Source organism: Streptacidiphilus sp. MAP12-16 (assembly GCF_041262165.1).
Lineage (GTDB): Bacteria > Actinomycetota > Actinomycetes > Streptomycetales > Streptomycetaceae > Streptacidiphilus.
Genome location: NZ_JBGCBY010000035.1, coordinates 35,299 through 60,476 on the forward strand (window position 1 = coordinate 35,299; position 25,178 = coordinate 60,476).

Here is a 25,178-nt window from a genome sequence, read left to right on the forward strand (position 1 = left end):
CAGGGACGTTAGCGCCGCGTCGGCGAGGCGTTAGCGGCGTGGAGAACTCTGTGTCAGCAGGAAGTCCAGAGGCGGCAACCTGCCTGTCATGTGCATGATCTACTAAGCCCGCCGGGTCGCCACCCCTACGCCCAGCTCCAGCCCCCACGTTCCAGAGGAGTCTGCGCCTTGCGCATCAACTACTTCACGGTGCACGCCCGCCGCGCCGTCATCGCCCTCACCGCCGCAGTCGGGCTCGCGGTCGCCGGACTCGGCGCAGCCGCCCCGGCGGGCGCGGCGTCAACTGCCCGGGCGCACCACCACCATGTGACCTGGACCCGCTCCTGCGCCGTGCCGAAGAAGCGCGGCTACATGGCCTGCAACGCGCTCCGCGTCACCAGTGGCACCACCGCGACGTCCAAGGCGGCCGGGCGCGTCTCCGGCCTGTCCGCGAACGCCGCCGCTGCGGCCACCCCGTCCGGCTACGGGCCCACGGACATCCAGAGCGCCTACAACCTGGGCTCCGCCGCGGCGTCCAACGGCTCCGGGGAGACCGTCGCGATCGTCGACGCCATGGACGACCCCAACGCGGAGTCCGACCTCGCCGCCTACCGCAGCCAGTACGGACTGCCGGCCTGCACCAGCGCCGGCGGCTGCTTCAGCAAGGTCGACCAGACCGGTGGCACCAGCTACCCCACGGCCGACAGCGGTTGGGCCGGTGAGATATCACTCGACCTGGACATGGTCAGCGCCACCTGCCCCAATTGCAACATCCTGCTGGTGGAGGCCAACTCCGCGAGCATGGACGACCTGGGTACCGCGGTGAACGAGGCCGTCTCGCTCGGGGCGAGCTTCGTCTCCAACAGCTACGGGGGCTCGGAGTCCTCCTCCGACTCGGGCTACGACAGCAGCTACTTCAACCACCCCGGCGTGGCCATCACCGCCTCCGCGGGCGACGCCGGCTACGGCGTGGAGTACCCCGCGGCCTCGCCCTACGTCACCGCCGTCGGCGGCACCTCGCTCAGCGCCGACTCCAGCTCCCGCGGCTGGACCGAATCGGTCTGGGGCACCACTGCCGGCGGCAACGGCACCGGTTCAGGCTGCTCGCAGTACTCGTCCAAGCCCAGCTGGCAGACCGACACCGGCTGCTCAGGACGCACCGTCGCCGACGTCTCCGCCGTCGCCGACCCCGCCACCGGAGTCGCCGTCTACGACACCTACGGCGCCTCCGGCTGGAACGTCTACGGCGGCACCAGCGCCTCCTCCCCGATCATCGCCTCGGTGTACGCACTCGCCGGAACGCCTGGGAGCAGCACCGTGCCCGCCTCCGACGCGTACGCCAACACCTCGTCCCTCTACGACGTCACCTCCGGAGCCAACGGCACCTGCTCGCCCTCCTACCTGTGCAACGCCGGGGCGGGCTACGACGGCCCGACCGGCCTCGGAACCCCAAACGGAACGGCGGCCTTCACCGGCTGAACCCGACCCGACCGCAGCTCGTCGCGTGTGCCCGGCCCGACCCTTCGGGCCGGGCACACGCGCTTGTTCCGGGACCTGGACCCGGCGTAGTAGTTACGATGGATTGATTAAGCTATTGTTACTATCTATGGATGACACCAGACCACCCGCAGACGACGCCGCCGAGGTCGCAGCGGCGCTCAGGCTCTCCGTGGGGCGCATCGCGCGCAGGATGCGGCAGGCCCACACCGTGGGGGAGGTGACCCTGTCCGAGTCGTCCGTCCTGGCGCGACTGGACCGGGAGGGCCCGGATTCCCCAGGGTCGCTCGCCGAGTCGGAGCGGGTGCGCCCACAGGCCATGGCGACCACCCTGGCCGCGCTGGAGCTGCGCGGTCTGGTGAGCCGTCGTCAGGATCCCGCCGACGGCCGCCGTGCGGTGGTCTCGGTGACGGACGCCGGCCGCAAGGTGATGGCCGACCGCCGCTCCGAATCGGTGCAGCACCTGAGCACCGTCCTCGAGCAGGAGCTCACTCCCGCCGAGCGACGGGAACTGCTCGCGGTGCTGCCGCTGCTCGACCGGCTCGGGGAGCGGCTGTGATACCCCGGCGGCGGAACGCGGCCGACGAACGCGACACCGGCGTAGGCGACGGAGGCGGCGCAGGCGACGGGGGCAGGGGCGGGGGCGGACGCTACAAGTGGGTCGCGCTGTCCAACACGACGATGGGCGTGCTGATCTCCGCGATCGACGGCACGATCGTGATCATCTCACTCCCGGCGATCTTCCGCGGCATCGGCCTGGACCCGCTGGCGCCCGGCAACATCGGCTACCTGCTCTGGATGATCCTGGGCTACACCCTGGTCTCCGCGGTGCTCGTGGTCGCCCTCGGCCGTCTCGGCGACATGTTCGGCCGGGTCCGGATGTACAACCTGGGTTTCGCGATCTTCGCCTGCGCCTCGCTCGCCCTCTCGGTCGATCCGCTGAAGGGCGGCGGAGGCGCACTGTGGCTGATCGGCTTCCGGATGGTGCAGGCCGTCGGCGGGTCCATGCTGACGGCGAACTCGGCGGCGATCCTGACCGACGCCTTCCCTTCCCGGCAACGCGGAATGGCCCTGGGGGTCAATCAGATCACCGCGCTGGCAGGCATGTTCCTCGGACTGCTCCTCGGTGGCCTGCTGGCCACCATCGACTGGCGTGCGGTGTTCTGGGTGAGCGTCCCGATCGGGGTGGCCGGCACGATCTGGTCCTACCGCAGCCTGCGCGAGACCGGATCCCGGAGTCCCGGCCGCATCGACTGGGTCGGCAACATCACCTTCGCCACGGGGGCCGCCGCCCTGCTCGCCGCCGTCACCTACGGCATCCAGCCCTACGGCGGCCGGTCGACCGGATGGACCAATCCCTGGGTGCTGGGCGGGATGGGGGCGGGAGTGCTGCTGCTCGCCGCGTTCTGCATCGCCGAGACCCGGATCGCCGAGCCGATGTTCCGGCTCGGACTGTTCCGCAGCCGCGCCTTCGCCGCCGGCAACGTGGCGGCTCTGCTCATGTCGATCGCCCGCGGCGGCATGCAGTTCATGCTGATCATCTGGTTGCAGGGGATCTGGTTGCCGCTGCACGGCTACGACTTCGCGCGCACCCCGTTGTGGGCCGGTATCTTCATGCTGCCGTTGACCATCGGGTTCCTGATCGGTGGGCCGACGTCCGGCTACCTCTCGGACCGCTTCGGCGCGCGGCTTTTCGCCACCACCGGGCTGGTCGTGGTGGCCGTCGCGTTCGTGGGCCTGCTTCTGCTGCCGGTGAACTTCCCCTATCCGGCGTTCGCCGCCCTGTTGCTGTTCAGCGGGCTCGGGCAGGGGATGTTCTCCGCCCCCAACACCTCGGCGATCATGGGCAGCGTGCCGCCGGGGCAGCGCGGGGTGGCCTCGGGCATGCGCTCGACGCTGCAGAACTCGGGCACCGCCCTGTCGATCGGGCTGTTCTTCTCCCTGATGATCGCCGGCCTGGGCGGGACGCTCCCGCACGCACTGAACAGCGGGTTGCAGGGACAGGGGGTGCCCCCGGGGACGGCCACGCAGGTCGCCGGGCTGCCGCCGGTGAGCACGCTGTTCGCCACGTTCCTGGGCGACAACCCGATCAGCAACCTGCTCGGACCCAGCGGCGTCCTGCACACCCTGCCCGCCGGCAGCGTGCGGACGCTGACCGGAACGCGCTTCTTCCCGGCTCTGGTCTCCGGACCGTTCCACCACGGACTCGTCACCGTCTTCAGCGTGGCCGCGGTCATGGCCCTGGTCGGTGCGCTCGCCTCGGCGCTGCGCGGTCGCCACCACAAAGCCGGATCGGACCATCCGACCGACTCGCTCAAAGGACAGCAGGCATGTGAGAAAGCGCCCTCCTCGTGATGGACGTTCAGCAGGGCATCGTGGCCGAGGCCGCCACGGTCGACGAGTGGGTCACGGCCGTCGCGAAGGAGGAGTAGCAGCGGACGGGGCGCTCAGGAGCCGCGCGGGTAGGTCTTCTTCACGACGCCCTTGGTATCGGCCGACAGGTAGCCGCTGCCGTAGTCGTCGGCGAGGTAGACCCGGATCGTCGGTGTGCCGTCGAACATGTCGGGGCCGACGATGATGTAGCGGCTGGTCGGATGGGGGACGTTCAAGGTCGCCTGGGCCTTCATGAGCAGCGCCGGGAGGACGTTCCAGTCGAAGCCCTGCAGGTCCACCGGCTTGCTGTCGGAGATCACCGTGCCGCCCGGGGAGCGGGTGGCGCTGCCGTCGCGGTAGTCGATCCGGTCGTACAGCGCCGGATCGGCCTGGGTCGGAACGTCGGCGCTCGCGTAGCCGGGGTAGACGTCGAGTTCCTCGACCTTGGTGCCGGCCATCAGCGGGCGCATCGCCTTGATAGTGGCGCGCAACCCGGCGGGAGTGAGCAGGTCCGGCTGAGCGGTCGGTGCGGGGACGGGTGTCGTCTGGGGACCGCCGGAGGTGGTCACGCCCTGGACGGGGCTGCTGGTACTGCCGGCCGCGCCGGTGGCGGTGCTGTGACCCGGTCTCAGGTTCCAGGCGAGGGTGCCGGTCAGGGCGACCGCGGCGATGGAGAGGGTCAGCACCGCGGCACGTCTGCGGTGGGGCGGGGGCTGGGGCGGGGGCGACGGCTGGGCGGGGTGCTTCACCAACGACAGCTGGTCGGGCCTGCGGTCGGCCGGTGCACTGGGGGCGGCGGGGGTGGCGGCGGGGGTGGCGGGCTTCGGGGTGTCGAGGAACGTCGGCTCCCTGGTCGGCGGGGCGTCGGTCGGCGCGGCGCCCCCGCCGTACTCGGCCGCCGCCAGCAGGCGGTCGAGTCGGTCGGCGTCCGGGCGGGCTGCAGGGTTCCGGGCGAGGAGGGCGGACAGCGCCGGGCCCAACTGCCCAGCGCGCTGCGGCGGCGGCAGCGGTTCGTCGAGCACTGCGGCGAGGGTCGCGAGCGTGGTGGCCCGGCGCAGCGGGTGGTAGCCCTCGACGGCGACATACAGCATCATGCCGAGCGACCACAGGTCTGAGGCCGGGTTGCCCTCCTCGCCGCGGATCCGCTCCGGTGCGATGTACTCGGGTGAGCCGATCAGCGAGCCGGTGGCGGTGAGAGCGGTGGCGCCGTGCATGGCGGCGATGCCGAAGTCGGTGAGGACGGGCGTGCCGTCGGTGCGCAGCAGGACGTTGCCGGGTTTGACGTCCCGGTGCTGGATGCCGGCAGCGTGGGCGGCGCGCAGGGCGGAGAGCACACCGCGTCCGATCCTGGCGGCCTCCGGAACGGAGAGCGGGTCGCGGGCCAGGCGGTCGGCGAGGCTGCCGCCACTGACCAGCTCCATGACGAGCCAGGGGTGCGGATGCTCGTCGGTGTCGACGATGTGATGGATGGTCACGACGTTCGGGTGCTGGAGCCGGGCGAGGGACCGCGCCTCGCGCAGCACTCGCTCGCGCATCTCCCGAGCACCGGCCGGGTCGGCGGCCGCCATCGCCGGGTCGAGCGGGCGGACCTCCTTGAGCGCGACCTCGCGCTGGAGTGCGATGTCGCGCGCCCGCCAGACCAGGCCCATGCCTCCGCCGCCCAGCTGCTGCAGCAGTTCGAAGCGGTCGTCGATGAGCCGTATCGCCGGCCCCCCAGTGTTCATGCCCGACATAGTAGGAGAAGCAGGCACTCGGGGAGACCCGCCGCGTGCTCGACGACCATGGCGGAGGAATCGACGTGCTCCAGGTCACCGATGTCTTTCTCGCCCGGGCGCGCTGAGGGAGCGTGCGGAGAGCCCGGCATGCGTCAGGTTGCATGCCGGGCTCTTCGTTCTCGGGTCGATCAGTACCAGTTGTGCGCCTGCCAGAAGGCCCAGGCCTGGTTGGGGCTGCCGTAGGTGGTGTTCATGTAGTCCAGGGCCCAGCGGAGCTGGGTGGCCGGGTTGGTCTGCCAGTCGGCGCCGGCGGAGGCCATCTTGTTGCCGGGCAGGGCCTGGGGCAGGCCGTAGGCACCGGAGGAGGGGTTGGTCGCGCTGACGTTCCAGCTGCTCTCGTGGGAGATGATCTGGTCGAACGAGGCGAGCTGGTCGGCCGGGACGATCTGCGCGGCGATGGACTGCGGGTCGCCAGTGAGGGTCGAGGCGGAGGCGTTGGTCGCGTTCGAGGTCGAGGTCCCAGTCGAGGTCGCGTTCGACGTCGAGGGCGCGGCCGAATGGGTGCTGCTGCTCTGAGTCGAGGAGGAGGCCGGGGCCGAGTCCTCGTGGTCGGCGGAGGTGGTCGCCTGGCCGCCGCTGAGCACCAGGCGCTGGCCCGGGTAGATCAGGTTCGGGCCGGAGGTCAGAGTCGCCTTGTTCGCCTGGTAGAGCGCCTGCCAGCCACCGGACACGTGGTGGGACTGCGCGATGGTGGACAGCCAGTCGCCGGAGACGACGGTGTACGTGCCGCCGCTGGCGGCGGGCTGCGCGGTCGCGTGCTTCACCGTGCCCGAGGTCGCCGCGTGCTTGGCCGCGGCCGGGGCGGAGGCGGTGTGGCTGCTGGGAACGGACGTGGTGCTGGAGCCGGTTGCCGCGGTGCTGACGTTGGCGGGTGCGCCGCCCTGGCTCAGGCCGGCCTGGGGGCCGCAGATGGGCCAGGCGGTCGGGCCCTGCGAGGCGAGGACCTTCTCCGCGACGGCGATCTGCTGGTCCTTGGTGGCCTGGTCGGCGGTGGCGGCGTACTGGGTGCCGCCGTACGCGGCCCAGGTGGAGGCGGAGAACTGCAGTCCGCCGTAGTACCCGTTGCCGGTGTTGATGGACCAGTTGCCGGTGCTCTCGCACTGGGCGACTGCGTCCCAGGTCGAGACCGGGGCGGCGAAGGCGCTGGTCGTGCCGACCAGCGGGAGGGCTATGCCCGCACCGGCGACACCGGCGGTGGCGACCAGGCGCTTGGTCTGGTTCGTGCGGGGGCGACGATGGCGGCCGTTTCCGGACAGAAGCATGGCAGGAATCCTCTCCGACGCCTGCGAGGTGAGCTGTCGGATTCGGGCCGTGAGGTAGCCCGGCCGCGCTGAGCACGGCTTCACCCCAAGCCGCAGCCCGTTGGGCTGCGGCGACTTACCTGGTTCCCCCGCCCCTGCCGTCGTGGGTGGTTGTGAGCGCCCTTGGCCTCCGGCGGCAGGATTCGGCGTTCCGGAGTTCTGGGTTCCGCTAAGTGCGAACAGGCTGCACGCTAAGCAGAAGGAGGCCTGTACCGCAACTTCCTGTGACGATGGCCACAGGAAGCACAGGTTGGCGTAATGTCCGTATTCTCCTATATAGGTACTACTTGATTTGAAAGTACTGTTTGCATAGGTAGATGCACAATTGACGCAGCGCCAGCTATTGGCCCGGGAGGGCGGTGGCGGGGGTCGCTCCCCCAGAGTCCGGGCTGAACGGGTGTCAGTTGCCGCGAGCAGGACGGGTGGCGGCCACGTAGGAGGATTCTCCTTGGTGACGTCTGATATATGACGAGCTGTGAGGTTACGGCGGCCTGAATCCCCCGTCGATGGATCGCGCAAGCGTGGTGGCACGGGTTGAAGGCTGGAGGGTCCTGGGTGCTGTGACCCTTGACACCTCTCTCGGCCGGTCCTAGCGTCTGCGGCACATCATATATGAGATCTCGATCCGGGCTTCTGGCCCGCCGAGGCACCAGCTTCGCCCGACGCACACCCCTGGAGCCGGAACCGTGTCCGACACACTCGCCCAGCCAGGCCGCTCCCGGCCCGGCGCCCTCCCGTCCCGGACCGAGGCGGTGCTGGACGCCATCAAGCACTCGATCCTCATCGGAGAGCTGAAGCCTGGGCAGGCGCTCGTCGAGACCGAGCTGGCCGAGCGTCTGGGGGTCTCCAAGACACCCGTGCGCGAGGCGCTGAAGACGCTGGCCGGCTCCGGCCTGGTGACCATGAGCCCCTACCGGGGCGCGGCGGTGCGCGAGGTCGACCGGGAGCTGGCGCGCTGCGTATACGACATGCGCCTGCTGCTGGAGCCGGTCGCGGCCGGGCGCACGGCAGTGGTGTCCAGCGGCGACTGGGGCGAGGCGGCGCTCGCGCTGGAACGGGCCGACCAGGCCGCGGACGCGGCCGACCGCTCGCTGGCGAACCGGGCGTTCCACCGGGCCCTCTACGCGGGCTGCGGCAACCCGCTGCTGGTGAAGTCGCTGGATGAGCTGCGGGACCAGACGGCCCTGGTGTCCAGCGCGGCCTGGGCCCGGCAGCCGTCCTGGCAGCGGGAGGCCCAGGAGCACCGGGAGATCCTGCGGGCCGCACAGGCCGGCGACGCGGATCTCGTACGCGAGCTGATGCGCGGCCACATCAGCGCCTTCGTGGCGCGCAACTTCCCCGAGAACGAAGCGGAGTAGGGCAGACCCATGACCTCGGAGACCTCGGAGACCTCGGATTCACCGGACCCGGCCCCGCCGCTGGACCTGCTGCGTGCCCGCTTGTCGACGGTCGTCGCCATTCCGGTGACCCCGTTCCGGGCGGACGGCGAGCAGGTCGACTGGGACATCCACGCCACACTGATCCACCGCCTGGTGGAGCACGGCGTGGAGGTCGTCACCCCGAACGGGAACACCGGCGAGTTCTACACCCTCAACCGGGCCGAGACCCGCCGCGCGGTGGAGTCCACCGTGACGGCGGTCGAGGGCCGCGCGGAGGTGATGGCGGGCGTCGGCCTGGACGTGGCGAGCGCGATCGACGCCGCCCGGCACGCCCGCGACGCGGGCGCCGGGTCGCTGATGGTGCATCAGCCCGTGCACCCGTACCGCTCCGCCGAGGGATGGGTGGAGTACCACCGCAGGATCGCCGAAGCCGTGCCCGAGCTCGGAGTCGTCCTCTACGTCCGCGATCCCAGGATCAGCGGCGAGCAGATCCGTGCACTGGCGGACCTCTGCCCCAACGTGATCGGCGTGAAGTACGCCGTCCCCGACCCGGTCCGCTTCGCGTCAGTGGCACGGGACGCCGGTCTGCACCGCTTCGCCTGGATCGCCGGTCTGGCCGAACTGTCCGCCCCCGGCTACTGGGCCGTCGGCGCCACCGGTTTCACCTCCGGCCTGGTCAACGTCGTCCCGCAGCTCTCGCTGGCGCTGCTGGAGGCCTTGCGCGGCGGCGACTACGCGAAGGCGATGGGGGTGTGGGAGGAGACGCGGACCTTCGAGGAGCTGCGCGCCGCGGACGCCTCCGCCGACAACGTCAGCGTCGTCAAGGAGGCCCTTGCTCAGCTCGGGCTCGCCGGGCGCGCGGTGCGGCCGCCGTCCCGGGTGCTGCCGCAGGACCTGCGCGACCGGATCGCCGGGCTGCTGCGCAGCTGGCAGGCCGGAGGCCGGCTGTGAGCGAGGACGCGGGCGGACCCAGGCGACTCCGCAGCGCCGCCTGGTTCGGCGAGGGCGCCACCGGAGGCAAGCTGCGTGCGTTCAGCCACCGCTCGCGGATGCGCCAACTCGGCTACCTGCCCGAGGAACACCTCGGCAAGCCGGTGATCGCGATCCTGAACACCTGGTCCGACATCAACCCCTGCCACATGCATCTGCGGGAGCGGGCCGAGCAGGTCAAGCGCGGGGTCTGGCAGGCCGGCGGCTTCCCGCTGGAGTTCCCGGTGGCCACGCTGTCGGAGACGTTCCAGAAGCCCACCCCGATGCTCTACCGCAACCTGCTCGCCATGGAGACCGAGGAACTGCTGCGCTCCTACCCGGTGGACGGCGCGGTGCTGATGGGCGGATGCGACAAGACGATCCCGGCGCTGCTGATGGGCGCGGCCAGCGCCGACCTGCCCGCGATCGTGGTGCCGTCAGGTCCGATGCTGCGCGGCCACCACCGCGGGCGGACGCTGGGCAGCGGCACGGACCTCTGGGCGTACTGGGACGAGTACCGTGCGGGCCGGATCGGCGAGTGCGAGATGTCCCAGGTCGAGTGCGGACTGGCCCGCTCCCCGGGCCACTGCATGACCATGGGCACCGCCTCCACGATGACCGCCGCCGCCGAGGCGCTGGGCATGGCGCTGCCCGGCTCGTCCTCCATCCCCGCTGTCGACTCCGCGCACCACCGCATGGCGGCCGCCTCCGGTCTGCGCATCGTGGAACTGGTCGGGGAGAACCTCACCCCGAGCGTGATCATGACCCGGGAGGCGTTCGAGGACGCCGCGGCGACCGTGCTCGCACTCGGCGGCTCCACGAACGCGCTGATCCACCTGGTGGCCATGGCCGGACGGGTCGGCGTGCCGTTCAGGCTGGACGACTTCGACCGGATCGGTCGCGGGGTGCCAGTGCTCGCGGACATCCGCCCGGTCGGGGCCCTGCTGATGGAGGACTTCTACTACGCCGGTGGACTTCCCGCGCTGCTGCGGCAGCTCAGCGAGGTCCCCGGGGCCCTGCACCCGCAGCGCGCGACCGTGGCCGGCCGGCCGTTCGCCGAGTACTACCAGGACGCCGAGGTCCACCAGCCCGAGGACGGCGGACCCGTGGCGATCCGATCGCCGCAGGACCCGGTGGCGGAGGAGGGCGGACTGGCCGTGCTGCACGGCAACCTGGCCCCCGGTGGTGCGGTGATCAAGCACCTCGCCGCCGACCCGAAGCTGCTCAGGCACACCGGCCCCGCCCACGTCTTCGACTCCTACCAGGAGCTGCAGCAGCACATCGACGACCCGGCGCTGGGCATCACCGAGGACACCGTCCTGGTGCTGCGCGGCGCGGGCCCCGTCGGCGGACCGGGGATGCCCGAGTACGGCATGCTGCCCATCCCCGCCTACCTGCTGGAGAAGGGCGTCAAGGACCTGGTCCGGATCTCCGACGCCCGGATGAGCGGCACCAGTTACGGCACCTGCGTTCTGCACGTCTCTCCCGAGGCGTACGCCGGAGGCCCCCTCGCACTCGTCCGCACCGGCGACCGGATCAGCCTGGACGTGGAGCGGCGACTGCTCCAACTCGAAGTCGACGGTGCCGAACTGGAGCGCCGTCGCGCGGAGTGGACCCCGCCGGAACCGAAGTACCAGCGCGGCTACGGCGCCCTCTACGCCGAGCACATCACCCAGGCGGACGAGGGCTGCGACTTCGACTTCCTCGCCGGCTCCGGGCACAACCCCGCGGTAGACCCCCAGTAGCCGCGGACGTGAGCGGGGCGCGCGCTAGGACTTTGCGGAACCGCCACTGGTGTTGGCCGGTGTCGGGTCGGGCAGGAGTTGCTCGGCCCAGATGGTCTTGCCGCGGCAGCCGGGTCGGGTGCCCCAGCGTTCCGTCAGTTGCGCGGTGATGTAGAGGCCGCGGCCGCCCTCGTCGCTGTCGTGGGCGCGGCGCAGGTGGGGGGCCGTGCTGCTGTCGTCGGTGACCTCGCAGATCAGCGTGCGATCGCGGATGAGCCGGAGCTCGATGGGGCCTTCGGCGTAGCGGACCGCGTTGGTGACCAGCTCGCTGACGATCAGTGCGGTGCTGTCCGTCAGGTCCTCCAGATCGGCCAGGCCCCAGGTGGCGAGCTGGGCGGCGGTGAGCTTCCGAGCTCTGGCGACGGCTTCGGGACGGTTGGGCAGTGACCAGGCGGCGGTCTGGTCCGCGTCCAGTGCGCGGGTCCGGGCCAGCAGCAGGACGACGTCCTGCCCGGGCTGCTCGGGGGCCACCGCGTCGAGGATCGCGTCGCAGGCGTCCTGGAGCGAGGACTCCGCGGTCGCGGCGGCTCGGCTGACCCGGTCCAGCGGCAGGTGGAGCGGGCGCGGACCCTCCTGGAGCAGCGCGTCGTTGTGGAGGACCAGGACGCTGCCCTCGGGGAGCGTGCGTTCCCCGACCGTGTAGTGCGCGAGGCCCTCTCCCAGCGGCGGGCCCTCGGGGACGTCGAGGAACTCCGCCGTGCCGTCCGGGAGGAGGACCGCCGGTGGCGGGTGTCCGGCGCGGGCCGTGGTGCAGGCCCGGGTCACCGGGTCGTAGACCGTGTAGAGGCAGGTCGCCGGCTGGCTCTGATCCGGTCGCCGCTCCTGGTCGGCGGCCCTGGCCGGCCCGGTGACCAGGTCGTGCACCCTTTCCAGGATCTCGTCGGGCGGCAGGTCGAGGTCCGAGAGCGCCGCGATGGCGGCGCGCAGCTCTCCCATGGCCGCGGCGGCGTAGCGGTCCTGGCCGGTGGTGGCGCCGAGCGCGAGCGCGACCCGGGCTCCGGAGAGGGGGATCACGTCGAACCAGCCGCCGCCGGACCCGGCAGGAAGGTAGTCGTGCGCGGTCTCCGCGGCGATGTGGACCGCAGGTGGCGGCGGTCGCAGGCTGAGCTGGAGGATCCGCGCCACGGAGCGCTCGCGGTTGTACAGCCGCGCGTTGTCCAGGCACAGCGCGGTGGACGCGGCCAGCTGTTCGGCGAGAGCCAGGTCCTCACGGTCGAACGGCGACGGATCGCGCCAGCGGTAGAAGCAGGCCAGCCCGAGGACGACGCCGCGGGCGCACATCGGCACCACCATGAGCGAGTGCACCCCGGCCGCGCGAAGCCGTGCGCCGCGGGTCCGGTCGAGGTCGAGCCACGCACTGTCCGGGTCCACCTGCTGGATCAGACGTGGCTGCAGGGTCGACAGCACCTGCCGGTAGGGGGTGCCGACCCGGTAGACGCTCACTTCTCCGACGCTGGGTACGCCCTGGTGGACGTCGGGGGCGCCGGAGCGGAAGCCGGCTCGCCGCAGCGGCAGGTTCCCGGTTACCGCACCAGAGGTCGGGGCCTCACCGCACATGACGGAGTCGAGCACGTCCACGGCGACCGAGTCGGCGAGCTGCGGCACGGTCACCTCGCACAGTTCGGCGGCCGTGCGGAAGACGTCCAGGGTTGTCCCGATCGTGGTACTGGCGGTGTTCAGCAGGAGCAGCCGCGCCTCGGCGCGGGTTCGATCGGTGATGTCGACGAGGGCGGTGGCCAGGCCCAGCACCGTCCCGTCGGTGTCCTGGAGCCGGAAGCAGGCTGCCGAGGCCACCGCCTCGACCGGCGGGTCGTCCTTGCTGCGCAGGTGGATCTGCAGGTCGAGCACGGGCTGCCCGGTTTCCAGCACCCTGCGCGCAAGGCCCACGATCTGCTCGGCTCTGTCGACCTCGAAGGCGCGAAGCACCTCAAGCAGCGGTCGGCCCAGCATCCGGTCGACCGGGAACTGCCGGATGAGCCGCGCCGCGGAGTTGACCCGCACGATCCGCAGGTGGGTGTCCATCAGCTGCAGACCGATCGGCGACTGCGAGAACACTGCGGCGAGCACGGCGTCATCCAGGCGGCTCCCGGTGGGGTCGCCGTCAAAGCGCTCCGGAGTGCTCACGACAGGGGCCTGCTCTCAGTGACGGATCCCGACACCGAATCGGATACTTACGATCAAATCACCGCACGGGGTTCGGTCGCGACCGCTGGACGGGCCGACCCGCAGCCCGGACCTGTCTCCTGCGGCGCGGCCACACGGGGGACTCGGCGCATCGCTGGATCGGACGGCTCGTTGGTGCGGGCATGAAGACTCGACACATCCTGGCCCCGGCGCTGCTCGCCGTGGCTGCGGTCGTCACCGCCTCCCCGGCCGCGAGCGCCGCGCAGGCGCCGATGGCGCCCACCGCGCCGATGGCGCCGACCGTGCCGACCGCCGGGAACTACGACGCGGTCTGCGACGAGGTGCAGACCGTCCAGCCTGGTTCCGGCAGCGACTGCTCCACCTTCGCCAGGGTCGGCTCGGCGGTCCCCGGGGTGATCAGCGGGTTGCCCCTGATGGGCGGGTGACACGGGCGGCGCGTGCCTGCGGCGTCACATTCCGGCAACGAGCCGTAAGCGGCCGGGTCGTTGCTGCAAGTCTGGCGCGAGCACGCACAACAGGGGGAGTACGAACATGGCGTTCACCCGGTCGTCGGAGCCGTTCCAGGAACCGCCGCAGCCGCGGTCGCACGGCTCCTTGATGATCGGCATCGCGGTCCTGCTCGTCTTCTTCGTTCCGCTGCTCGTGGTCATCGCCATGGACTCGCGCACCGTACCCGTCCAGGCCGCCACCGGCCCGAGCTCCTCATTACGGCTGCCGCCGCGACCGGCGGGGCCGCCGCTACCGCCGTTGCCGCCGCCCGGGGCGCCATGGCCTCCACCTCCGGGGGCGCCCGTACCGCCGGTGTGCGCCCTCGAATACCGCGTCGCCGCGGACGGCGTCACCGTCACTGCCTGGACCGCGCTGACCACCGTGGCCGGCGAGCTGACCGTCGAGTCCGCCTCCGCAGGGAGCGTCCACCGGCACGACCTGAGCGTGACCGTGGGAGTCCAGGACCTCGCTCTTCCCGCCCCTCTTGCCCAGGAGCACGACCTGCACGCCGTCCTGTCGGGCAGTGCCGGACAGACCTTCAACTGCCTCGTCGGCCCCGAGGCCTGAGCGGGACGCCTCGCGCAGCCGCGAACCCGGGCCTAGGGTTGTTGGTATCAGCGGAATTCTGCCGTTTCGGGCCCGAGTGCCCAGGGCCCGAGAGCCTAGGAGGGGCAGATGGCTCACATCTCCGTGAACGTCGACGGCGTGGCGTACGAGGATGAGGTCGAGCCGCGCCTCCTCCTCGTCCACTACCTGCGTGACCGGCTGGGACTCACCGGTACCCCCGTCGGCTGCGACACCAGCAACTGCGGGGCCTGCACGGTCGACCTGAACGGCGCGAGCGTCAAGAGCTGCTCGGTGCTGGCCGTCCAGGCCGACGGCGGCGAGGTGACCACGATCCAGGGCCTCGCCGTGGGCGACGCCTGGCACCCGCTGCAGAAGTCCTTCCACGAGCAGCACGCGCTGCAGTGCGGCTACTGCACCCCGGGCATGATCATGGCCGCCCGGGACCTGCTCAAGGAGAACCCCGACCCCACCCCCGAGGACGTCCGCCACGCGCTGGAGGGCAACCTCTGCCGCTGCACCGGCTACCAGAACATCGTCCGGGCCGTCCTCGCCGCCGCCGCCGAGCTGCGCCGCCACGGCGCACCCGAGCCGCGCGGCGTGCGCTCGGACGTGCCCAGCACGACCGGTCAGGAGGCGCCGGCATGACCGAGCAGCTCATCGCACCGGAGGTCGGGCGCTCGCGCACCCGCAAGGAGGACGCACGGCTGGTCACCGGGCAGACCAACTGGACCGACAACATCACCCTCCCCGGCCTGCTGCACGTCGCGATCCTGCGCAGCCCGATGGCGCACGCCCGGATCGACCGCATCGACGTCACCCCCTCACTCGCTCGCCCCGGCGTGATCGCGGCCTTCAGCGGCCGCGAGCTGGCGGCCGAACTCGGCTCCCTTCCGTGCGCCTGGCAGGTGACCGAGGACATGGTCCTGCCCGACCATCCGCCGCTGGCCGTGGACGAGGTCCGCTACGCGGGCGACCCGGTCGCGGTCGTCGTCGCCCGCGACCGCTACACGGCGGCGGACGCGCTGGAGGACATCTGGGTCGACTACACGCCGCTGCCCCCGGTCCTGGACCTGGAGGGCGCGCTGGCCGAGGGTTCCCCGCTGGTGCACTCCGGCAAGGGAACCAACCGCTGCTACACCTGGCCGCTGGCCTCCGGCGACTACGCGGCGGCCAGGGCCGCGGCCGACGTGGTGGTGCGCCGCCGGTACACGCAGCAGCGGCTCATCCCCAATGCGATGGAGCCCCGGGCGGTGGTGGCCGCTCCGGTCGCCTCCTCCGGTGAGTACACCCTCTACTCCGCGACCCAGATCCCGCACATCGTCCGGATCATGATGTCGCTGACGACCGGAATCCCGGAGCACAAGCTCCGCGTGGTCGCCCCGGATGTCGGCGGCGGCTTCGGGTCAAAACTGCAGGTGTACGGCGAGGAGGCGATCGCGCTGGGGCTGGCCCGGCGGCTCGGCCGCCCGGTGAAGTGGACCGAGTCCCGCTCCGAGGGCTACCTGGCCACGCACCACGGCCGCGGGCAGATCCAGGACATCGAGCTCGCCGCCACCCGCGACGGAAAGCTGCTCGGCCTGAAGGCCGACATCCTCGCCGACATGGGCGCCTACCTGATGATCATCACTCCGGGCACTCCCTTGCTGGGCGCCTTCATGTACCCGGGGATCTACAAGATGGACGCCTACAGCTTCACCTGCACCGGCGTGTTCACCACGAAGACCCCCACCGACGCCTACCGGGGAGCCGGCCGCCCGGAGGCGACCTTCGCCATCGAGCGGACCATGGACGAACTGGCCGCCGAACTCGGCACGGACCCGCTGGAACTGCGCCGCCGCAACTGGATCCAGCACGACGAGTTCCCCTACACCACGATCGCGGGACTCACCTACGACAGCGGCAACTACGAGGCGGCCACCGACCGGGCGCTCGCCCTGTTCGGCTACGACGACCTCAGGGCCGAGCAGCGCGCCCGTCACGACAACGCCGACCCGGTCCGCCTGGGTATCGGCATCTCCACCTACACCGAGATGTGCGGCCTCGCCCCCAGCCGGATCCTCGGCAGCCTCCGCTACGCCGCGGGCGGCTGGGAGGCGGCCTCGATCCGGATGCTGCCGACCGGCAAGGTCGAGGTGATCACCGGGACCAGCCCGCACGGGCAGGGCCACGTCACCTGCTGGAGCCAGATCGCCGCCGACGCGCTGGGCGTCCCCTTCGACGACGTCGAGGTGATGCACGGCGACACCCGGGTGGCTCCGCAGGGCATGGACACCTACGGATCCCGCTCGCTGGTCATCGGCGGCGTCGCGGTCCACCGGGCGGCGGAGAAGGTGGTGGCCAAGGCCCGCAGGGTGGCCGCTCACCTGCTGGAGGCGAGCGAGGACGACCTGGAGTTCTCCGGCGGGACCTTCACGGTGAAGGGATCGCCTGAGGCGCACAAGAGCATCCAGGAGATCGCCTTCGCCACCTTCGCCGGCCACGACCTGCCCGAAGGCATGGAACCGACCCTCAACGCCGAGCACCTGCTCGACCCGGACAACTTCTCCTATCCGCACGGCACCCACCTCTGCGCGGTCGAAGTCGACACCGAGACCGGCCGGGTCCGGATCCGCTCCTACGTCTGCGTCGACGACGTCGGCCGGGTGGTCAACCCGATGATCGTCGAAGGCCAGGTGCACGGCGGCGTGGCGCAGGGCATCGCCCAGGCGCTCTACGAGGAGGCGGTCTACGACGACGAGGGCAACCTGGTCTCCGGCACCATGGCCGACTACCTGGTCCCCGCCGCTCCGGATCTGCCCGACCTCGTCACCGACCGCACCGAGACCCCCGCCACCTCCAACCCGCTCGGGGTCAAGGGCGTCGGCGAGGCCGGGACCATCGCCTCCACCCCCGCGGTGGTCAACGCCGTCATGGACGCGCTGCGTCCGCTGGGCGTCCGCGACATCCGCATGCCCTGCACCCCCGAGCGCGTCTGGCAGGCCGTCAAGGAGGCCACGAAATGATCCCCGCGGCATTCGACTACGCCCGGCCGGAGACGGTCGACGAAGCCGTCCGCACCCTGGCGGACGCGGGGGAGGAGGCCAAGGTGCTGGCGGGCGGCCAGAGCCTGCTGCCGATCCTGCGGCTGCGCCTCGCCTTCCCAGACCTGCTGGTCGACGTCGGCCGGATCGCGGAACTGCGCGGCGTGCGCCGGGACGGCGACCACCTGGCCATCGGCGCGATGACCACCCATCACGACGTCATCCACGACCCGCAGGTGCGCGCCCACGTCGGTCTGCTCGCCGCCGCGACGGCGACGGTGGCCGACCCGTCGGTGCGTCACCTGGGTACCCTCGGTGGCTCGCTGGCCCACGCCGACCCGGCCGGCGACCTGCCGGCGGTGTGCCTCGCCCTGGACGCGGAGCTGGTCGCGATCGGCCCGCAGGGGCGGCGCATCATCCCGGCCCGAGAGTTCTTCACCGACTACCTGCAGACCTCGCTGCGCCCGGACGAGCTGCTGACCGAGATCCGGGTCCCGGTGCTCGACGGCTGGGGGTTCCACTACGAGAAGTTCAACCGGGTCTCCCAGGCCTGGGCCGTGGTCGGCGTGGCCGCGCTGGTCCGCCGCACCGACGGCCGGATCGCCGAAGCCAGGGTCGGCCTGGTGAACATGGGACCGACGCCGAAGCGCGCCCATCTCACCGAGACCGCGCTCGCCGGGGCGGACGCCGCCTCCGAGGCGGTGGCCCGTGCCGCCGCGCTCGCAGCCGAGGGCACCCGGCCCAGCAACGACCTCTCCGGATCGGTCGAGTACCGCGAGCACCTCGCCCGGGTACTCACCCGGCGCGCCGTGCTGGCCGCCGCCGGGATGGCGTGAAGGGCACGGCATGGGCGCCGGCACCGAAGCGGCGGACGAGGTCGGGCGGCCGGACCGGCCGGAGGCGTTCCGGGACCGGCTGGCGGAGGTCGGCTACCTGGCCGACGACGGCCTCGCTCTCGCCTGCTTCCTCGCAGTCAGGCTGCACCGCCCGATCCTCTGCGAGGGCGACGCGGGCGCCGGAAAGACGTCGCTCGCGTCAGCTCTCGCCCAGGTCCTCGGTGCGCCCCTGATCCGCCTGCAGTGCTACGAGGGCATCGACGCCGCCCAGGCCCTGTACGACTGGGACTTCCCGCGCCAGCTGCTGCACCTGCGCGTCGCCGAGGCCGGCGGCATCGCCGACGCCGACCTGCTGGAGAACGAGCTCTACAGCACCCGGTTCCTGATCGCCCGTCCGCTGCTGCGCGCTCTGCAGACCCACCCGTCGGTGCTGCTGGTGGACGAGGTGGACCGGGCCGACGAGGAGTTCGAGGCGCTGCTGCTGGAGCTGCTCTCCGAGTACACGGTCACCATCCCCGAGCTGGGCACCCTGCACGGGCAGGAGCCGCCCGTCGTGGTGCTCACCTCCAACCGGACCCGTGAGGTCCACGACGCGCTCAAGCGGCGCTGCCTCTACCACTGGTTCGACCACCCGGACTTCGAGCGCGAGCTCGCCATCGTCCGGCGTCGGCTGCCCCAGGTCACCGAACACCTCGCCGCGCAGGTCACCGTCCTGGTCCAGGCACTGCGCGGCCAGGACCTGCTCAAGCCGCCCGGCGTGGCCGAGACCCTCGACTGGGCCGAGGCCCTGGGCGCGCTCGGTGCGACCGCGCTCGACGCCGAGCTGGCCAGGGCGACGCTCGGCTCCGTGGTCAAGTACCGCGAGGACCTCGAACAGGTCCGCGCCCTCGACCTGGACGCGATCCTCGCGGCCGCCCCGGGCGGATGAGAGCCATGACCCCGCAGCCCGCCGTGCCCGCTACGCCCGCCGTGAGCGCCGTGGCCGCTGCGCGCCTCGTGGACGCGACCGCCGTACTCGTCGACTTCGCCCGCACTCTGCGCGCGGGCGGAGTGGACGCCGGGCCCGACCGGGTCCAGGCCTTCCTCAGCGCCCTCGACCAGCTCGAACCCACGCAGCGCTCGGACGTCTACTGGGCCGGCCGGCTCACCCTCTGCGGAAGCCGAGACGACCTGGAGCGCTACGAGCGGGCCTTCGCCGCGTACTTCGGCGACCGACCCGCGCCCTCGACGCCGCGGACCGTCGCCGCACCCCGGCCGCGACCGGTGTTCGCAGCGGTCGCCGCGCAGCCCGGCGACAGCGGCCCGGTCGCCGACGGCACACCACCGGTCGCGGCGCTGGCGAGCTCCGCCGAGGTGCTGCGGCATCGTGACGTCGACGGCCTGACGGACGCCGAGCGGACGCAGCTGCGGAAGCTGCTCGCCGCGCTCGCGCTCGACGGCGAACCGCGCCGCACCTCGCGGCAGCACCCGGCACGGCGCGGCGGCGTCGACCCGCGCCGCACCGTGCGCGAGCTGCTGCGCCGTGGCGGCGAACCGGCCCGGCTCCGCCACCGTGCCCGGGTCAGCAAGCCGCGCCGCGTCGTCCTGCTGCTGGACGTCAGCGGATCGATGGCGCCGTACGCCGACGCCCTGCTGCGCTTCGCGCACGCCGCCACACGTCGTGCGCGCGGCTCGCGGTCCGGTGGGACGCAGTACCGGACCGAGGTGTTCACCATCGGTACCCGGCTGACCCGGGTCACCCGCGAGCTGGCGCACCGTCAGCCGGACACGGCGATGGCGGCCGTCAGCGCTGCGGTGCCCGACTGGAGCGGTGGCACCCGGCTCGGCGAGATGCTCCGGGCCTTCCTGGACCGGTGGGGTCAGCGCGGAATGGCCCGCGGAGCCGTGGTGGTGCTGCTCTCCGACGGCTGGGAACGTGGCGACCCGGCGCTGCTCGCCGCGCAGATGCGCCGGCTGCACCGGCTGGCACACCGCGTGGTCTGGGCCAACCCGCGCAAGGGCCGCCCCGGGTACGCGCCGCTCGCGGCGGGCATGGCGGCAGCGCTCCCGAGTGTGGACGCGTTCGTCGAAGGGCACAGCCTGGGCGCACTGGAACACCTGGCGGCCGTGGTGAGAGGAGCAGGCGATGCGTGAGTTCCTTCCGGCGCTGCGGAGCTGGTACGAGTCCGGCGCGCGATTCGGGTTGGCCACGGTCGTCGGAGTGAGCCGAAGCGCGCCACGGGGGCCCGGCGCCGCGATGGCCGTGGGCCCGGACGACGTGGTCCTGGGCAGCGTCTCCGGCGGGTGCGTCGAGGGAGCGATCTTCGAGCTCGCCCAGGAGGTGGTCTCGACCGGCGCGGCCCGCCTGGAGACCTTCGGCTACACCGACGAGGACGCCATCGCGGTCGGCCTGCCCTGCGGCGGCGAGATCACCCTGCTGGTACGGGCCGTCGACACCGAGACCGATCCCACGTTCGGCGACGTCGCCAGGTCGGTCGCCGAACACCGTCCGGTGGCGCTGGCGACCGTTCTGGACGGCCCCGCACCGACCGGCGCCGCGCTCGCCGTCTGGCCGGACGCGGTCTCCGGCTCGCTCGGCGCGAGCGGTCTCGACGCGGCGGTCGTCGCGGACGCGCGCGGGGAGTTGGCCCAGGGCGCGACCGCGCAACGCCACTACGGACCGCACGGCGAGCGGCGGCAGGACGAGGTCACCGTGTTCCTGCAGTCCTTCGCCCCGCCGCCGCGGATGCTGGTCTTCGGCGCGATCGACTTCGCCGCGGCGGTGGCCGGGATCGGCGTGTTCCTCGGCTACCGGGTGACCGTGTGCGACGCCCGCGAGGTCTTCGCCACCCCTCGGCGCTTCCCGCCCGAGGCGGAGGTCGTCGTCGACTGGCCGCACCGCTACCTGAGCGGCACGGAGGTCGATCGGGACACTGTGATCTGCGTGCTCACCCACGACCCCAAGTTCGACGTCCCGCTGATCGAGGTCGCGCTGGAGACGCCCGCCGCGTATATCGGCGTGATGGGCAGCCGGCGCACTCACGGCAACCGCCTCGCGCGGCTGCGCGAGGAAGGGGTGGACGAGCACGCGCTGGCACGGCTGCGCGCGCCCATCGGCCTCGACCTCGGCGCCCGCACCCCGGAGGAGGTGGCCGTGTCGATCGCGGCGGAGATCGTCGCACTGCGTTGGGGCGGCACCGGCGCCCCGCTCAGCGGGACGGCCGGGGCGGTCCACTCGCGGCAGCCGGTGCCGGACTGAGTCCAGGAGGAGACCATGCAGCTGCACCACGAGTTCACGGTTCCGGTGCCCGTCGACGACGTGTGGCCGGTGCTGCTCGACGTCGAAGGGATCGCCCCGTGCCTGCCGGGTGCGGCGGTGGAGGGCGTCGACGGCGACACGATCACCGGGTCGGTGAAGGTGAAGGTGGGCCCGATCACGGTCGCCTACCGAGGCACGGCGGACATCCGCGAGCGCGACTCCGCAGCGCATCGGATCGTGCTGGTCGCCTCCGGCAAGGAGGTACGCGGTCAGGGCACGGCTCGTGCCGTCGTGACCGCGACGCTCTCCGACCGCGACGGCGGCGCCGCCGTGGCGGTCGACACGGACCTGACGATCACCGGGCGCCCGGCCCAGTTCGGGCGCGGCGTCATGGCCGAGGTGGGCGAGCGCATCATCGACCAGTTCGCCGCGTGCCTGGCGAAGCGCATGCGCGCGGCCTCGGCCGCGCCGTCCGAGGCCCAGCCGTCCGAGGCCCAGCCGTCGGAGGCCCAGCCGTCAGAGTCTCGGACGTCGGAGTCTCGGACTGCCGAGCCCGAGTTCGCCGACTTCCAGCCGGTCGAGTTCCAGCCCGGCGAGTCCGAGCCGCTCGATCTCCTCCGTCTAGCCGGCGCGCCGGTCGCCAAGCGGGCGGCAGCCGCCCTCGCCGTCGCCGGTCTCGCCCTGCTCGCCTTCATCCTGATCCGCCGTCACCGTTGACTGCCGATCAGCGCGAGCGCTGCCCCTTCGCGGAGGCCTTCGCCGAGGCCTTCGCGGTTCTGGCCTGGTCCGCGCGCATCCCCCGGACCATCCAGACGACCGCCACAGCCATCACGACCAGCGTCCCCGCGCCCGCGGCGATGGCCTCGACGGCAGCGGCGACGGAGGTCACCATCGACACCAGGATCGGACCGGCCACGGCGAGCACGCCGATCAGGACGGCCGCGGCGAGCATGACCGGCACCATCGGCGCGACATAGCGGTGCAGCGGAGACTCCGGTACCGGGGCGTGGTGGACGTGCTGGTGCAGATGCAGCTCGGCCGCCTGCTCGCCGCAGGAGGCGCCCTGGGGGCGGTAGAGAGCGGCGGGGCTCTGGCCGCGCACCGCGGGCAGGTAGGGGTCCTCGGTGGGCCAGCCCGGCAGCGGCATGGGCGGGTAGTCCCTGGGCATGAGGGGTGCTCCGATCATCGGGGGGCTGGAGCAGGGCCGGAGCCCTTCCTCAGTCATAACCGCCCCGATGTCGGCACGGCCGATGGCGCGCCGCTTCGCCCGCCGCCGTCCTCCGTGTGCTCCACAGATAATCGGTGGCGCCGCAGGGCGCAAGCTGGTTGGGTCCACAGGCATGAGCGGACTCAATGACCCGGCGTTCTTCGGCGATCGATACGCGCACGAGTACGACGAGCGGACCGTCCTCGACCCGGCTCCGGCCGTCGAGTTCCTGGCCGGTCTCGTCCCGGGCGGTGGAGCGGTCCTGGAGCTGGCCGTCGGCACCGGCCGGGTGGCGATTCCCCTCGCGGCGCGTGGCGTCGCCGTTGAGGGCATCGAGGGTTCGGCCGCGATGGTCGAGCGGATGCGCGCGAAGCCCGGCGGCTCGTCGATCCCCACCGTCGTCGGTGACATGGCCGATGTGGGGGTGACCGGCCCGTTCCAGCTGGCCTACCTGGTGTTCAACACCCTGTTCAACCTGCCCAGCCAGGCGCGTCAGGTCGACTGCTTCCGCAACGTCGCGAAGGTCCTTGAGCCGGGCGGCGTGTTCGTCATCGAGTGCTTCATCCAGGACCTGACCGAGTTCGACCGGGGCCAGCGAGTCGCGACCCGTGCCCTGTCCGAGGACGCCGTGCACATGGAGTTCCTGTTGCACGACCCCGTCGAGCAGGCAGTCACCTATCAGCGGGTGACGTTCGACGCCGAGGCCACCACGCTGCGGCCGCTGCGGTTGCGCTACTGCTGGCCCAGTGAGCTGGATCTGATGGCCCAGCTGGCCGGTATGCGGCTGCGGGAGCGCTACAACGACTGGGACCGCGGCCCGTTCACCAGGTCGAGCCGCAGTCATGTCTCGGTCTACGAGAAGATCTGACACCAGCTGACGGCCACCGAGCCTTGGGGACCAGAGATGATCGAAGGTTTTGGCATTATCACCCAATGAATGCGCAGGCCCTACGGCGGACCTTTCGAGCCGTCAATCACCCGTGCAGGTTTCGTCTCTCGCGGGTTTCACCCGACGGACGCCGGGGGCGGCGCGGTACTGCTGCGCTCCACCAACTGGGTGGCCAGGTCGAGCCGCAGGGTACTGGGCCGGTTGCCGCGGGCCAGGTCGCACACGAGCCGGGCGGCGGCCTCGGCCATCTCGGTCAAAGGCTGCCGCACCGTGGTCAGCGGCGGTCCCACCCAGCGGGCGATCGGCAGGTCGTCAAAACCGACCACGCTCAGGTCGTCCGGGATCCGCAGCCCCAGTTCCCGCGCGGCCGCGTAGAGCCCCAGCGCCTGCAGGTCGTTTCCGGTGAACACCGCCGTAGGCCGGTCCGGCAGCCGCAGCAGCTCCAGCCCCGCCGCGTAGCCGGCCTCGTGGTGGAAGTCCCCGCTGCGGATCAGTGACGGCTCGTAGACGACCCCGGCCGTCTCCAGCGCGGCCCGGTATCCGGCGATCCGCGCCCGGCTGCACATCATCCCGCTCGGCCCGCTGATCATGGCGATCCGCCGGTGGCCCAACTCCAGCAGATGCCGGGTGGCGGCGAGTCCGCCGTGCCAGTTGGTGGCGCCGATCGCGGGGACGTCCTCGCCCGAGTCGCCGGCCGGGTCCAGCACCACGAAAGGGATGTCGCGGCTGGTCAGCTGGGCCTGCTGGGCCGCGTCCAGGTTGGAGAGCACCAGGATCACCCCGGTCGGGCGGCGCGCCAGCACGCCGTCCACCCAGCTCTGGCCCGGGCTCAGCCGCCCGGCGGACTCCGACAGCACCACGCTCAGGCCCTCCTCCCTGGCGACGTTCTCCACGCCGCGGATGACCTCCATCGCCCAGGAGCTCTCCAACTCGTGGAAGACCAGGTCGAGCAGGGGTGCGGCCTGCGAGTTGCCCCTGCGGCGCTGGTAGCCGTGGCGGTGCAGCAACTCCTCCACCCGCAGCCGGGTGGCCGCGGCCACGTCGGCACGGCCGTTGAGGACCTTCGAAACCGTCGGAGCCGAGACGCCGGCCTCGCGGGCGATCTCCGCCAGGGTCGCCGCACCGGTCGCAGGGACGTCCCGGGGCGATGATTCCTGCTGGTTGTGCGCGGTATTGGGGTTCACGGCACGGATCGTAGTCCGCTTCGGCGGGTCGCGGAGGGTGACGAAGCCGGGCTGCCGACCCCTTGGACACTCCCGAGCCGACGGCTTGAGGTCTCCGGTCTCCCGGAAGCATTCGGTGAGATCACAGCAACAGTCGACGCCGAGGCGCGCGGCCGCGGTGCCCGTCCGCATCAGTTCGTATGGCATGCTTTCCGGGTTGTCCGAGCTGACGCGAGACATGGGGGACGCAGATGGACATCACCTTCCGGACACATCCGGACGCGATGCGCGGGCTCGCGGGGCAGTTCCGTGCCGCCGCAGCCGACTTGGAGGGAGCCGTGCCCACATTCCAGGGCAACGTCTTCGAGGTCGGCGAGGCGTTCGGGCTACTCGGCGCCTGCACAGGTACCGCCACCCAGTACCAGAACATGGTCAACCACACGGTCGAGGGCCTGAACAAGCTGGTCGAGATGCTGACCACCGACGCTGACGGGCTGGAGTACAACGCCTCTCTCTACCAACAGACCGACCAGCACAACTCCCGTCTGCTCGGGGGGAACTGACACC

22 protein-coding genes and 1 riboswitch are annotated in these 25,178 nt (G+C 71.8%); of the genes, 17 read left to right on the forward strand and 5 right to left on the reverse strand.

Annotated features, from left to right (window positions below):
- The first annotated feature begins 174 nt into the window (after nt 1–174).
- The 3 genes from ABIA33_RS32945 to ABIA33_RS32955 all read left to right on the forward strand — a co-directional run bounded on the left by ABIA33_RS32945 (nt 175) and on the right by ABIA33_RS32955 (nt 3,831).
- A complete protein-coding gene (locus ABIA33_RS32945) occupies nt 175–1,458 on the forward strand; it encodes a peptidase S8 (protein ID WP_370086924.1) in 1,284 nt (427 codons plus the stop codon).
- A 127-nt stretch (nt 1,459–1,585) separates the two neighbouring features.
- Nucleotides 1,586–2,035, forward strand: a complete 450-nt coding sequence (locus ABIA33_RS32950) for a MarR family winged helix-turn-helix transcriptional regulator (protein WP_370086828.1) — start codon at nt 1,586–1,588, stop codon at nt 2,033–2,035.
- A 122-nt stretch (nt 2,036–2,157) separates the two neighbouring features.
- On the forward strand, nt 2,158–3,831 hold the full coding sequence (locus tag ABIA33_RS32955; protein WP_370086926.1) for an MFS transporter: 1,674 nt from the start codon (nt 2,158–2,160) through the stop codon (nt 3,829–3,831).
- A gap of 92 nt (nt 3,832–3,923) precedes the next feature.
- Here the strand turns inward: ABIA33_RS32955 and ABIA33_RS32960 are convergent, their stop codons facing one another.
- Nucleotides 3,924–5,573, reverse strand: coding sequence for a serine/threonine-protein kinase (locus ABIA33_RS32960; protein WP_370086831.1), 1,650 nt, complete (start codon nt 5,571–5,573; stop codon nt 3,924–3,926).
- A 179-nt stretch (nt 5,574–5,752) separates the two neighbouring features.
- A complete protein-coding gene (locus ABIA33_RS32965) occupies nt 5,753–6,886 on the reverse strand; it encodes a transglycosylase family protein (RefSeq protein WP_370086833.1) in 1,134 nt (377 codons plus the stop codon).
- Between the two features lie 5 nt (nt 6,887–6,891).
- A riboswitch (cyclic di-AMP (ydaO/yuaA leader) is annotated at nt 6,892–7,084 on the reverse strand.
- A 527-nt stretch (nt 7,085–7,611) separates the two neighbouring features.
- Between ABIA33_RS32965 and ABIA33_RS32970 the strand changes: the two genes are divergently transcribed.
- Genes ABIA33_RS32970 through araD form a run of 3 tightly spaced genes read left to right on the forward strand, consistent with a single transcriptional unit; the run spans nt 7,612 to nt 11,018 of the window.
- Complete coding sequence (locus tag ABIA33_RS32970; protein ID WP_370086835.1) at nt 7,612–8,283, forward strand: GntR family transcriptional regulator; 672 nt, start codon at nt 7,612–7,614, stop codon at nt 8,281–8,283.
- 9 nt (nt 8,284–8,292) lie between these two features.
- Nucleotides 8,293–9,255 (forward strand): dihydrodipicolinate synthase family protein, encoded by a 963-nt coding sequence (locus tag ABIA33_RS32975; protein WP_370086837.1) that lies wholly within the window; start codon nt 8,293–8,295, stop codon nt 9,253–9,255.
- Nucleotides 9,252–11,018 (forward strand): L-arabinonate dehydratase, encoded by a 1,767-nt coding sequence (gene araD / locus ABIA33_RS32980; RefSeq protein ID WP_370086839.1) that lies wholly within the window; start codon nt 9,252–9,254, stop codon nt 11,016–11,018. The genes ABIA33_RS32975 and araD overlap by 4 nt, the downstream gene beginning before the upstream one ends.
- Nucleotides 11,019–11,042: 24 nt before the next feature.
- Here araD and ABIA33_RS32985 read toward each other — a convergent pair whose 3' ends face one another.
- Complete coding sequence (locus ABIA33_RS32985) at nt 11,043–13,181, reverse strand: SpoIIE family protein phosphatase (RefSeq protein WP_370086841.1); 2,139 nt, start codon at nt 13,179–13,181, stop codon at nt 11,043–11,045.
- A gap of 182 nt (nt 13,182–13,363) precedes the next feature.
- Here ABIA33_RS32985 and ABIA33_RS32990 point away from each other — a divergent pair, with 182 nt between their 5' ends.
- From ABIA33_RS32990 to ABIA33_RS33030, 9 genes are all read left to right on the forward strand, one after another.
- On the forward strand, nt 13,364–13,627 hold the full coding sequence (locus ABIA33_RS32990) for a hypothetical protein (protein WP_370086843.1): 264 nt from the start codon (nt 13,364–13,366) through the stop codon (nt 13,625–13,627).
- 106 nt (nt 13,628–13,733) lie between these two features.
- Nucleotides 13,734–14,258, forward strand: coding sequence for a hypothetical protein (locus ABIA33_RS32995; protein WP_370086845.1), 525 nt, complete (start codon nt 13,734–13,736; stop codon nt 14,256–14,258).
- A 108-nt stretch (nt 14,259–14,366) separates the two neighbouring features.
- A complete protein-coding gene (locus ABIA33_RS33000; protein WP_370086847.1) occupies nt 14,367–14,903 on the forward strand; it encodes a (2Fe-2S)-binding protein in 537 nt (178 codons plus the stop codon).
- Complete coding sequence (locus ABIA33_RS33005) at nt 14,900–17,260, forward strand: xanthine dehydrogenase family protein molybdopterin-binding subunit (RefSeq protein WP_370086849.1); 2,361 nt, start codon at nt 14,900–14,902, stop codon at nt 17,258–17,260. Before ABIA33_RS33000 ends, ABIA33_RS33005 begins: the two co-directional genes overlap by 4 nt.
- A complete protein-coding gene (locus tag ABIA33_RS33010; RefSeq protein WP_370086851.1) occupies nt 17,257–18,114 on the forward strand; it encodes a xanthine dehydrogenase family protein subunit M in 858 nt (285 codons plus the stop codon). Before ABIA33_RS33005 ends, ABIA33_RS33010 begins: the two co-directional genes overlap by 4 nt.
- 10 nt (nt 18,115–18,124) lie before the next feature.
- The gene (locus ABIA33_RS33015) at nt 18,125–19,042 is read left to right on the forward strand and encodes an AAA family ATPase (protein ID WP_370086854.1); all 918 of its coding nucleotides are present in this window, start codon (nt 18,125–18,127) and stop codon (nt 19,040–19,042) included.
- 5 nt (nt 19,043–19,047) lie between these two features.
- Nucleotides 19,048–20,247: a VWA domain-containing protein gene (locus tag ABIA33_RS33020; protein WP_370086856.1), complete on the forward strand. Its 1,200-nt coding sequence runs from the start codon at nt 19,048–19,050 to the stop codon at nt 20,245–20,247.
- On the forward strand, nt 20,240–21,352 hold the full coding sequence (locus ABIA33_RS33025; RefSeq protein ID WP_370086858.1) for an XdhC family protein: 1,113 nt from the start codon (nt 20,240–20,242) through the stop codon (nt 21,350–21,352). The genes ABIA33_RS33020 and ABIA33_RS33025 overlap by 8 nt, the downstream gene beginning before the upstream one ends.
- Nucleotides 21,353–21,367: 15 nt before the next feature.
- The gene (locus ABIA33_RS33030) at nt 21,368–22,069 is read left to right on the forward strand and encodes an SRPBCC family protein (RefSeq protein WP_370086860.1); all 702 of its coding nucleotides are present in this window, start codon (nt 21,368–21,370) and stop codon (nt 22,067–22,069) included.
- Nucleotides 22,070–22,076: 7 nt separating this feature from the next.
- Here ABIA33_RS33030 and ABIA33_RS33035 read toward each other — a convergent pair whose 3' ends face one another.
- A complete protein-coding gene (locus ABIA33_RS33035) occupies nt 22,077–22,520 on the reverse strand; it encodes a hypothetical protein (RefSeq protein ID WP_370086863.1) in 444 nt (147 codons plus the stop codon).
- Between the two features lie 172 nt (nt 22,521–22,692).
- Here ABIA33_RS33035 and ABIA33_RS33040 point away from each other — a divergent pair, with 172 nt between their 5' ends.
- Nucleotides 22,693–23,427, forward strand: coding sequence for a class I SAM-dependent methyltransferase (locus ABIA33_RS33040; RefSeq protein WP_370086865.1), 735 nt, complete (start codon nt 22,693–22,695; stop codon nt 23,425–23,427).
- 137 nt (nt 23,428–23,564) lie between these two features.
- On the opposite strand, the gene ABIA33_RS33045 is transcribed toward ABIA33_RS33040, so the two are convergent.
- Nucleotides 23,565–24,632 (reverse strand): LacI family DNA-binding transcriptional regulator, encoded by a 1,068-nt coding sequence (locus ABIA33_RS33045; RefSeq protein ID WP_370086867.1) that lies wholly within the window; start codon nt 24,630–24,632, stop codon nt 23,565–23,567.
- A gap of 230 nt (nt 24,633–24,862) precedes the next feature.
- On the opposite strand from ABIA33_RS33045, the gene ABIA33_RS33050 reads away from it, so the two are divergent.
- Nucleotides 24,863–25,174 (forward strand): WXG100 family type VII secretion target, encoded by a 312-nt coding sequence (locus ABIA33_RS33050; RefSeq protein WP_370086869.1) that lies wholly within the window; start codon nt 24,863–24,865, stop codon nt 25,172–25,174.
- Nucleotides 25,175–25,178 lie beyond the last annotated feature (4 nt).

What these genes read in the sequence shown, in the direction of transcription:
- ABIA33_RS32975 (WP_370086837.1), top strand. Translation starts at nt 8,293, where the DNA reads ATGACCTCGGAGACCTCGGAGACCTCGGATTCACCGGACCCGGCCCCG.
- ABIA33_RS33050 (WP_370086869.1), top strand. Translation starts at nt 24,863, where the DNA reads ATGGACATCACCTTCCGGACACATCCGGACGCGATGCGCGGGCTCGCG.
- ABIA33_RS32965 (WP_370086833.1), bottom strand. Translation starts at nt 6,886, where the DNA reads ATGCTTCTGTCCGGAAACGGCCGCCATCGTCGCCCCCGCACGAACCAG.
- ABIA33_RS33040 (WP_370086865.1), top strand. Translation starts at nt 22,693, where the DNA reads ATGAGCGGACTCAATGACCCGGCGTTCTTCGGCGATCGATACGCGCAC.
- ABIA33_RS33000 (WP_370086847.1), top strand. Translation starts at nt 14,367, where the DNA reads ATGGCTCACATCTCCGTGAACGTCGACGGCGTGGCGTACGAGGATGAG.
- ABIA33_RS32990 (WP_370086843.1), top strand. Translation starts at nt 13,364, where the DNA reads ATGAAGACTCGACACATCCTGGCCCCGGCGCTGCTCGCCGTGGCTGCG.
- ABIA33_RS33005 (WP_370086849.1), top strand. Translation starts at nt 14,900, where the DNA reads ATGACCGAGCAGCTCATCGCACCGGAGGTCGGGCGCTCGCGCACCCGC.
- ABIA33_RS32955 (WP_370086926.1), top strand. Translation starts at nt 2,158, where the DNA reads ATGGGCGTGCTGATCTCCGCGATCGACGGCACGATCGTGATCATCTCA.
- ABIA33_RS33025 (WP_370086858.1), top strand. Translation starts at nt 20,240, where the DNA reads ATGCGTGAGTTCCTTCCGGCGCTGCGGAGCTGGTACGAGTCCGGCGCG.
- ABIA33_RS32995 (WP_370086845.1), top strand. Translation starts at nt 13,734, where the DNA reads ATGGCGTTCACCCGGTCGTCGGAGCCGTTCCAGGAACCGCCGCAGCCG.
- ABIA33_RS33035 (WP_370086863.1), bottom strand. Translation starts at nt 22,520, where the DNA reads ATGCCCAGGGACTACCCGCCCATGCCGCTGCCGGGCTGGCCCACCGAG.
- ABIA33_RS32960 (WP_370086831.1), bottom strand. Translation starts at nt 5,573, where the DNA reads ATGAACACTGGGGGGCCGGCGATACGGCTCATCGACGACCGCTTCGAA.
- ABIA33_RS32950 (WP_370086828.1), top strand. Translation starts at nt 1,586, where the DNA reads ATGGATGACACCAGACCACCCGCAGACGACGCCGCCGAGGTCGCAGCG.
- ABIA33_RS33010 (WP_370086851.1), top strand. Translation starts at nt 17,257, where the DNA reads ATGATCCCCGCGGCATTCGACTACGCCCGGCCGGAGACGGTCGACGAA.
- ABIA33_RS33015 (WP_370086854.1), top strand. Translation starts at nt 18,125, where the DNA reads ATGGGCGCCGGCACCGAAGCGGCGGACGAGGTCGGGCGGCCGGACCGG.
- ABIA33_RS33020 (WP_370086856.1), top strand. Translation starts at nt 19,048, where the DNA reads ATGACCCCGCAGCCCGCCGTGCCCGCTACGCCCGCCGTGAGCGCCGTG.
- ABIA33_RS33030 (WP_370086860.1), top strand. Translation starts at nt 21,368, where the DNA reads ATGCAGCTGCACCACGAGTTCACGGTTCCGGTGCCCGTCGACGACGTG.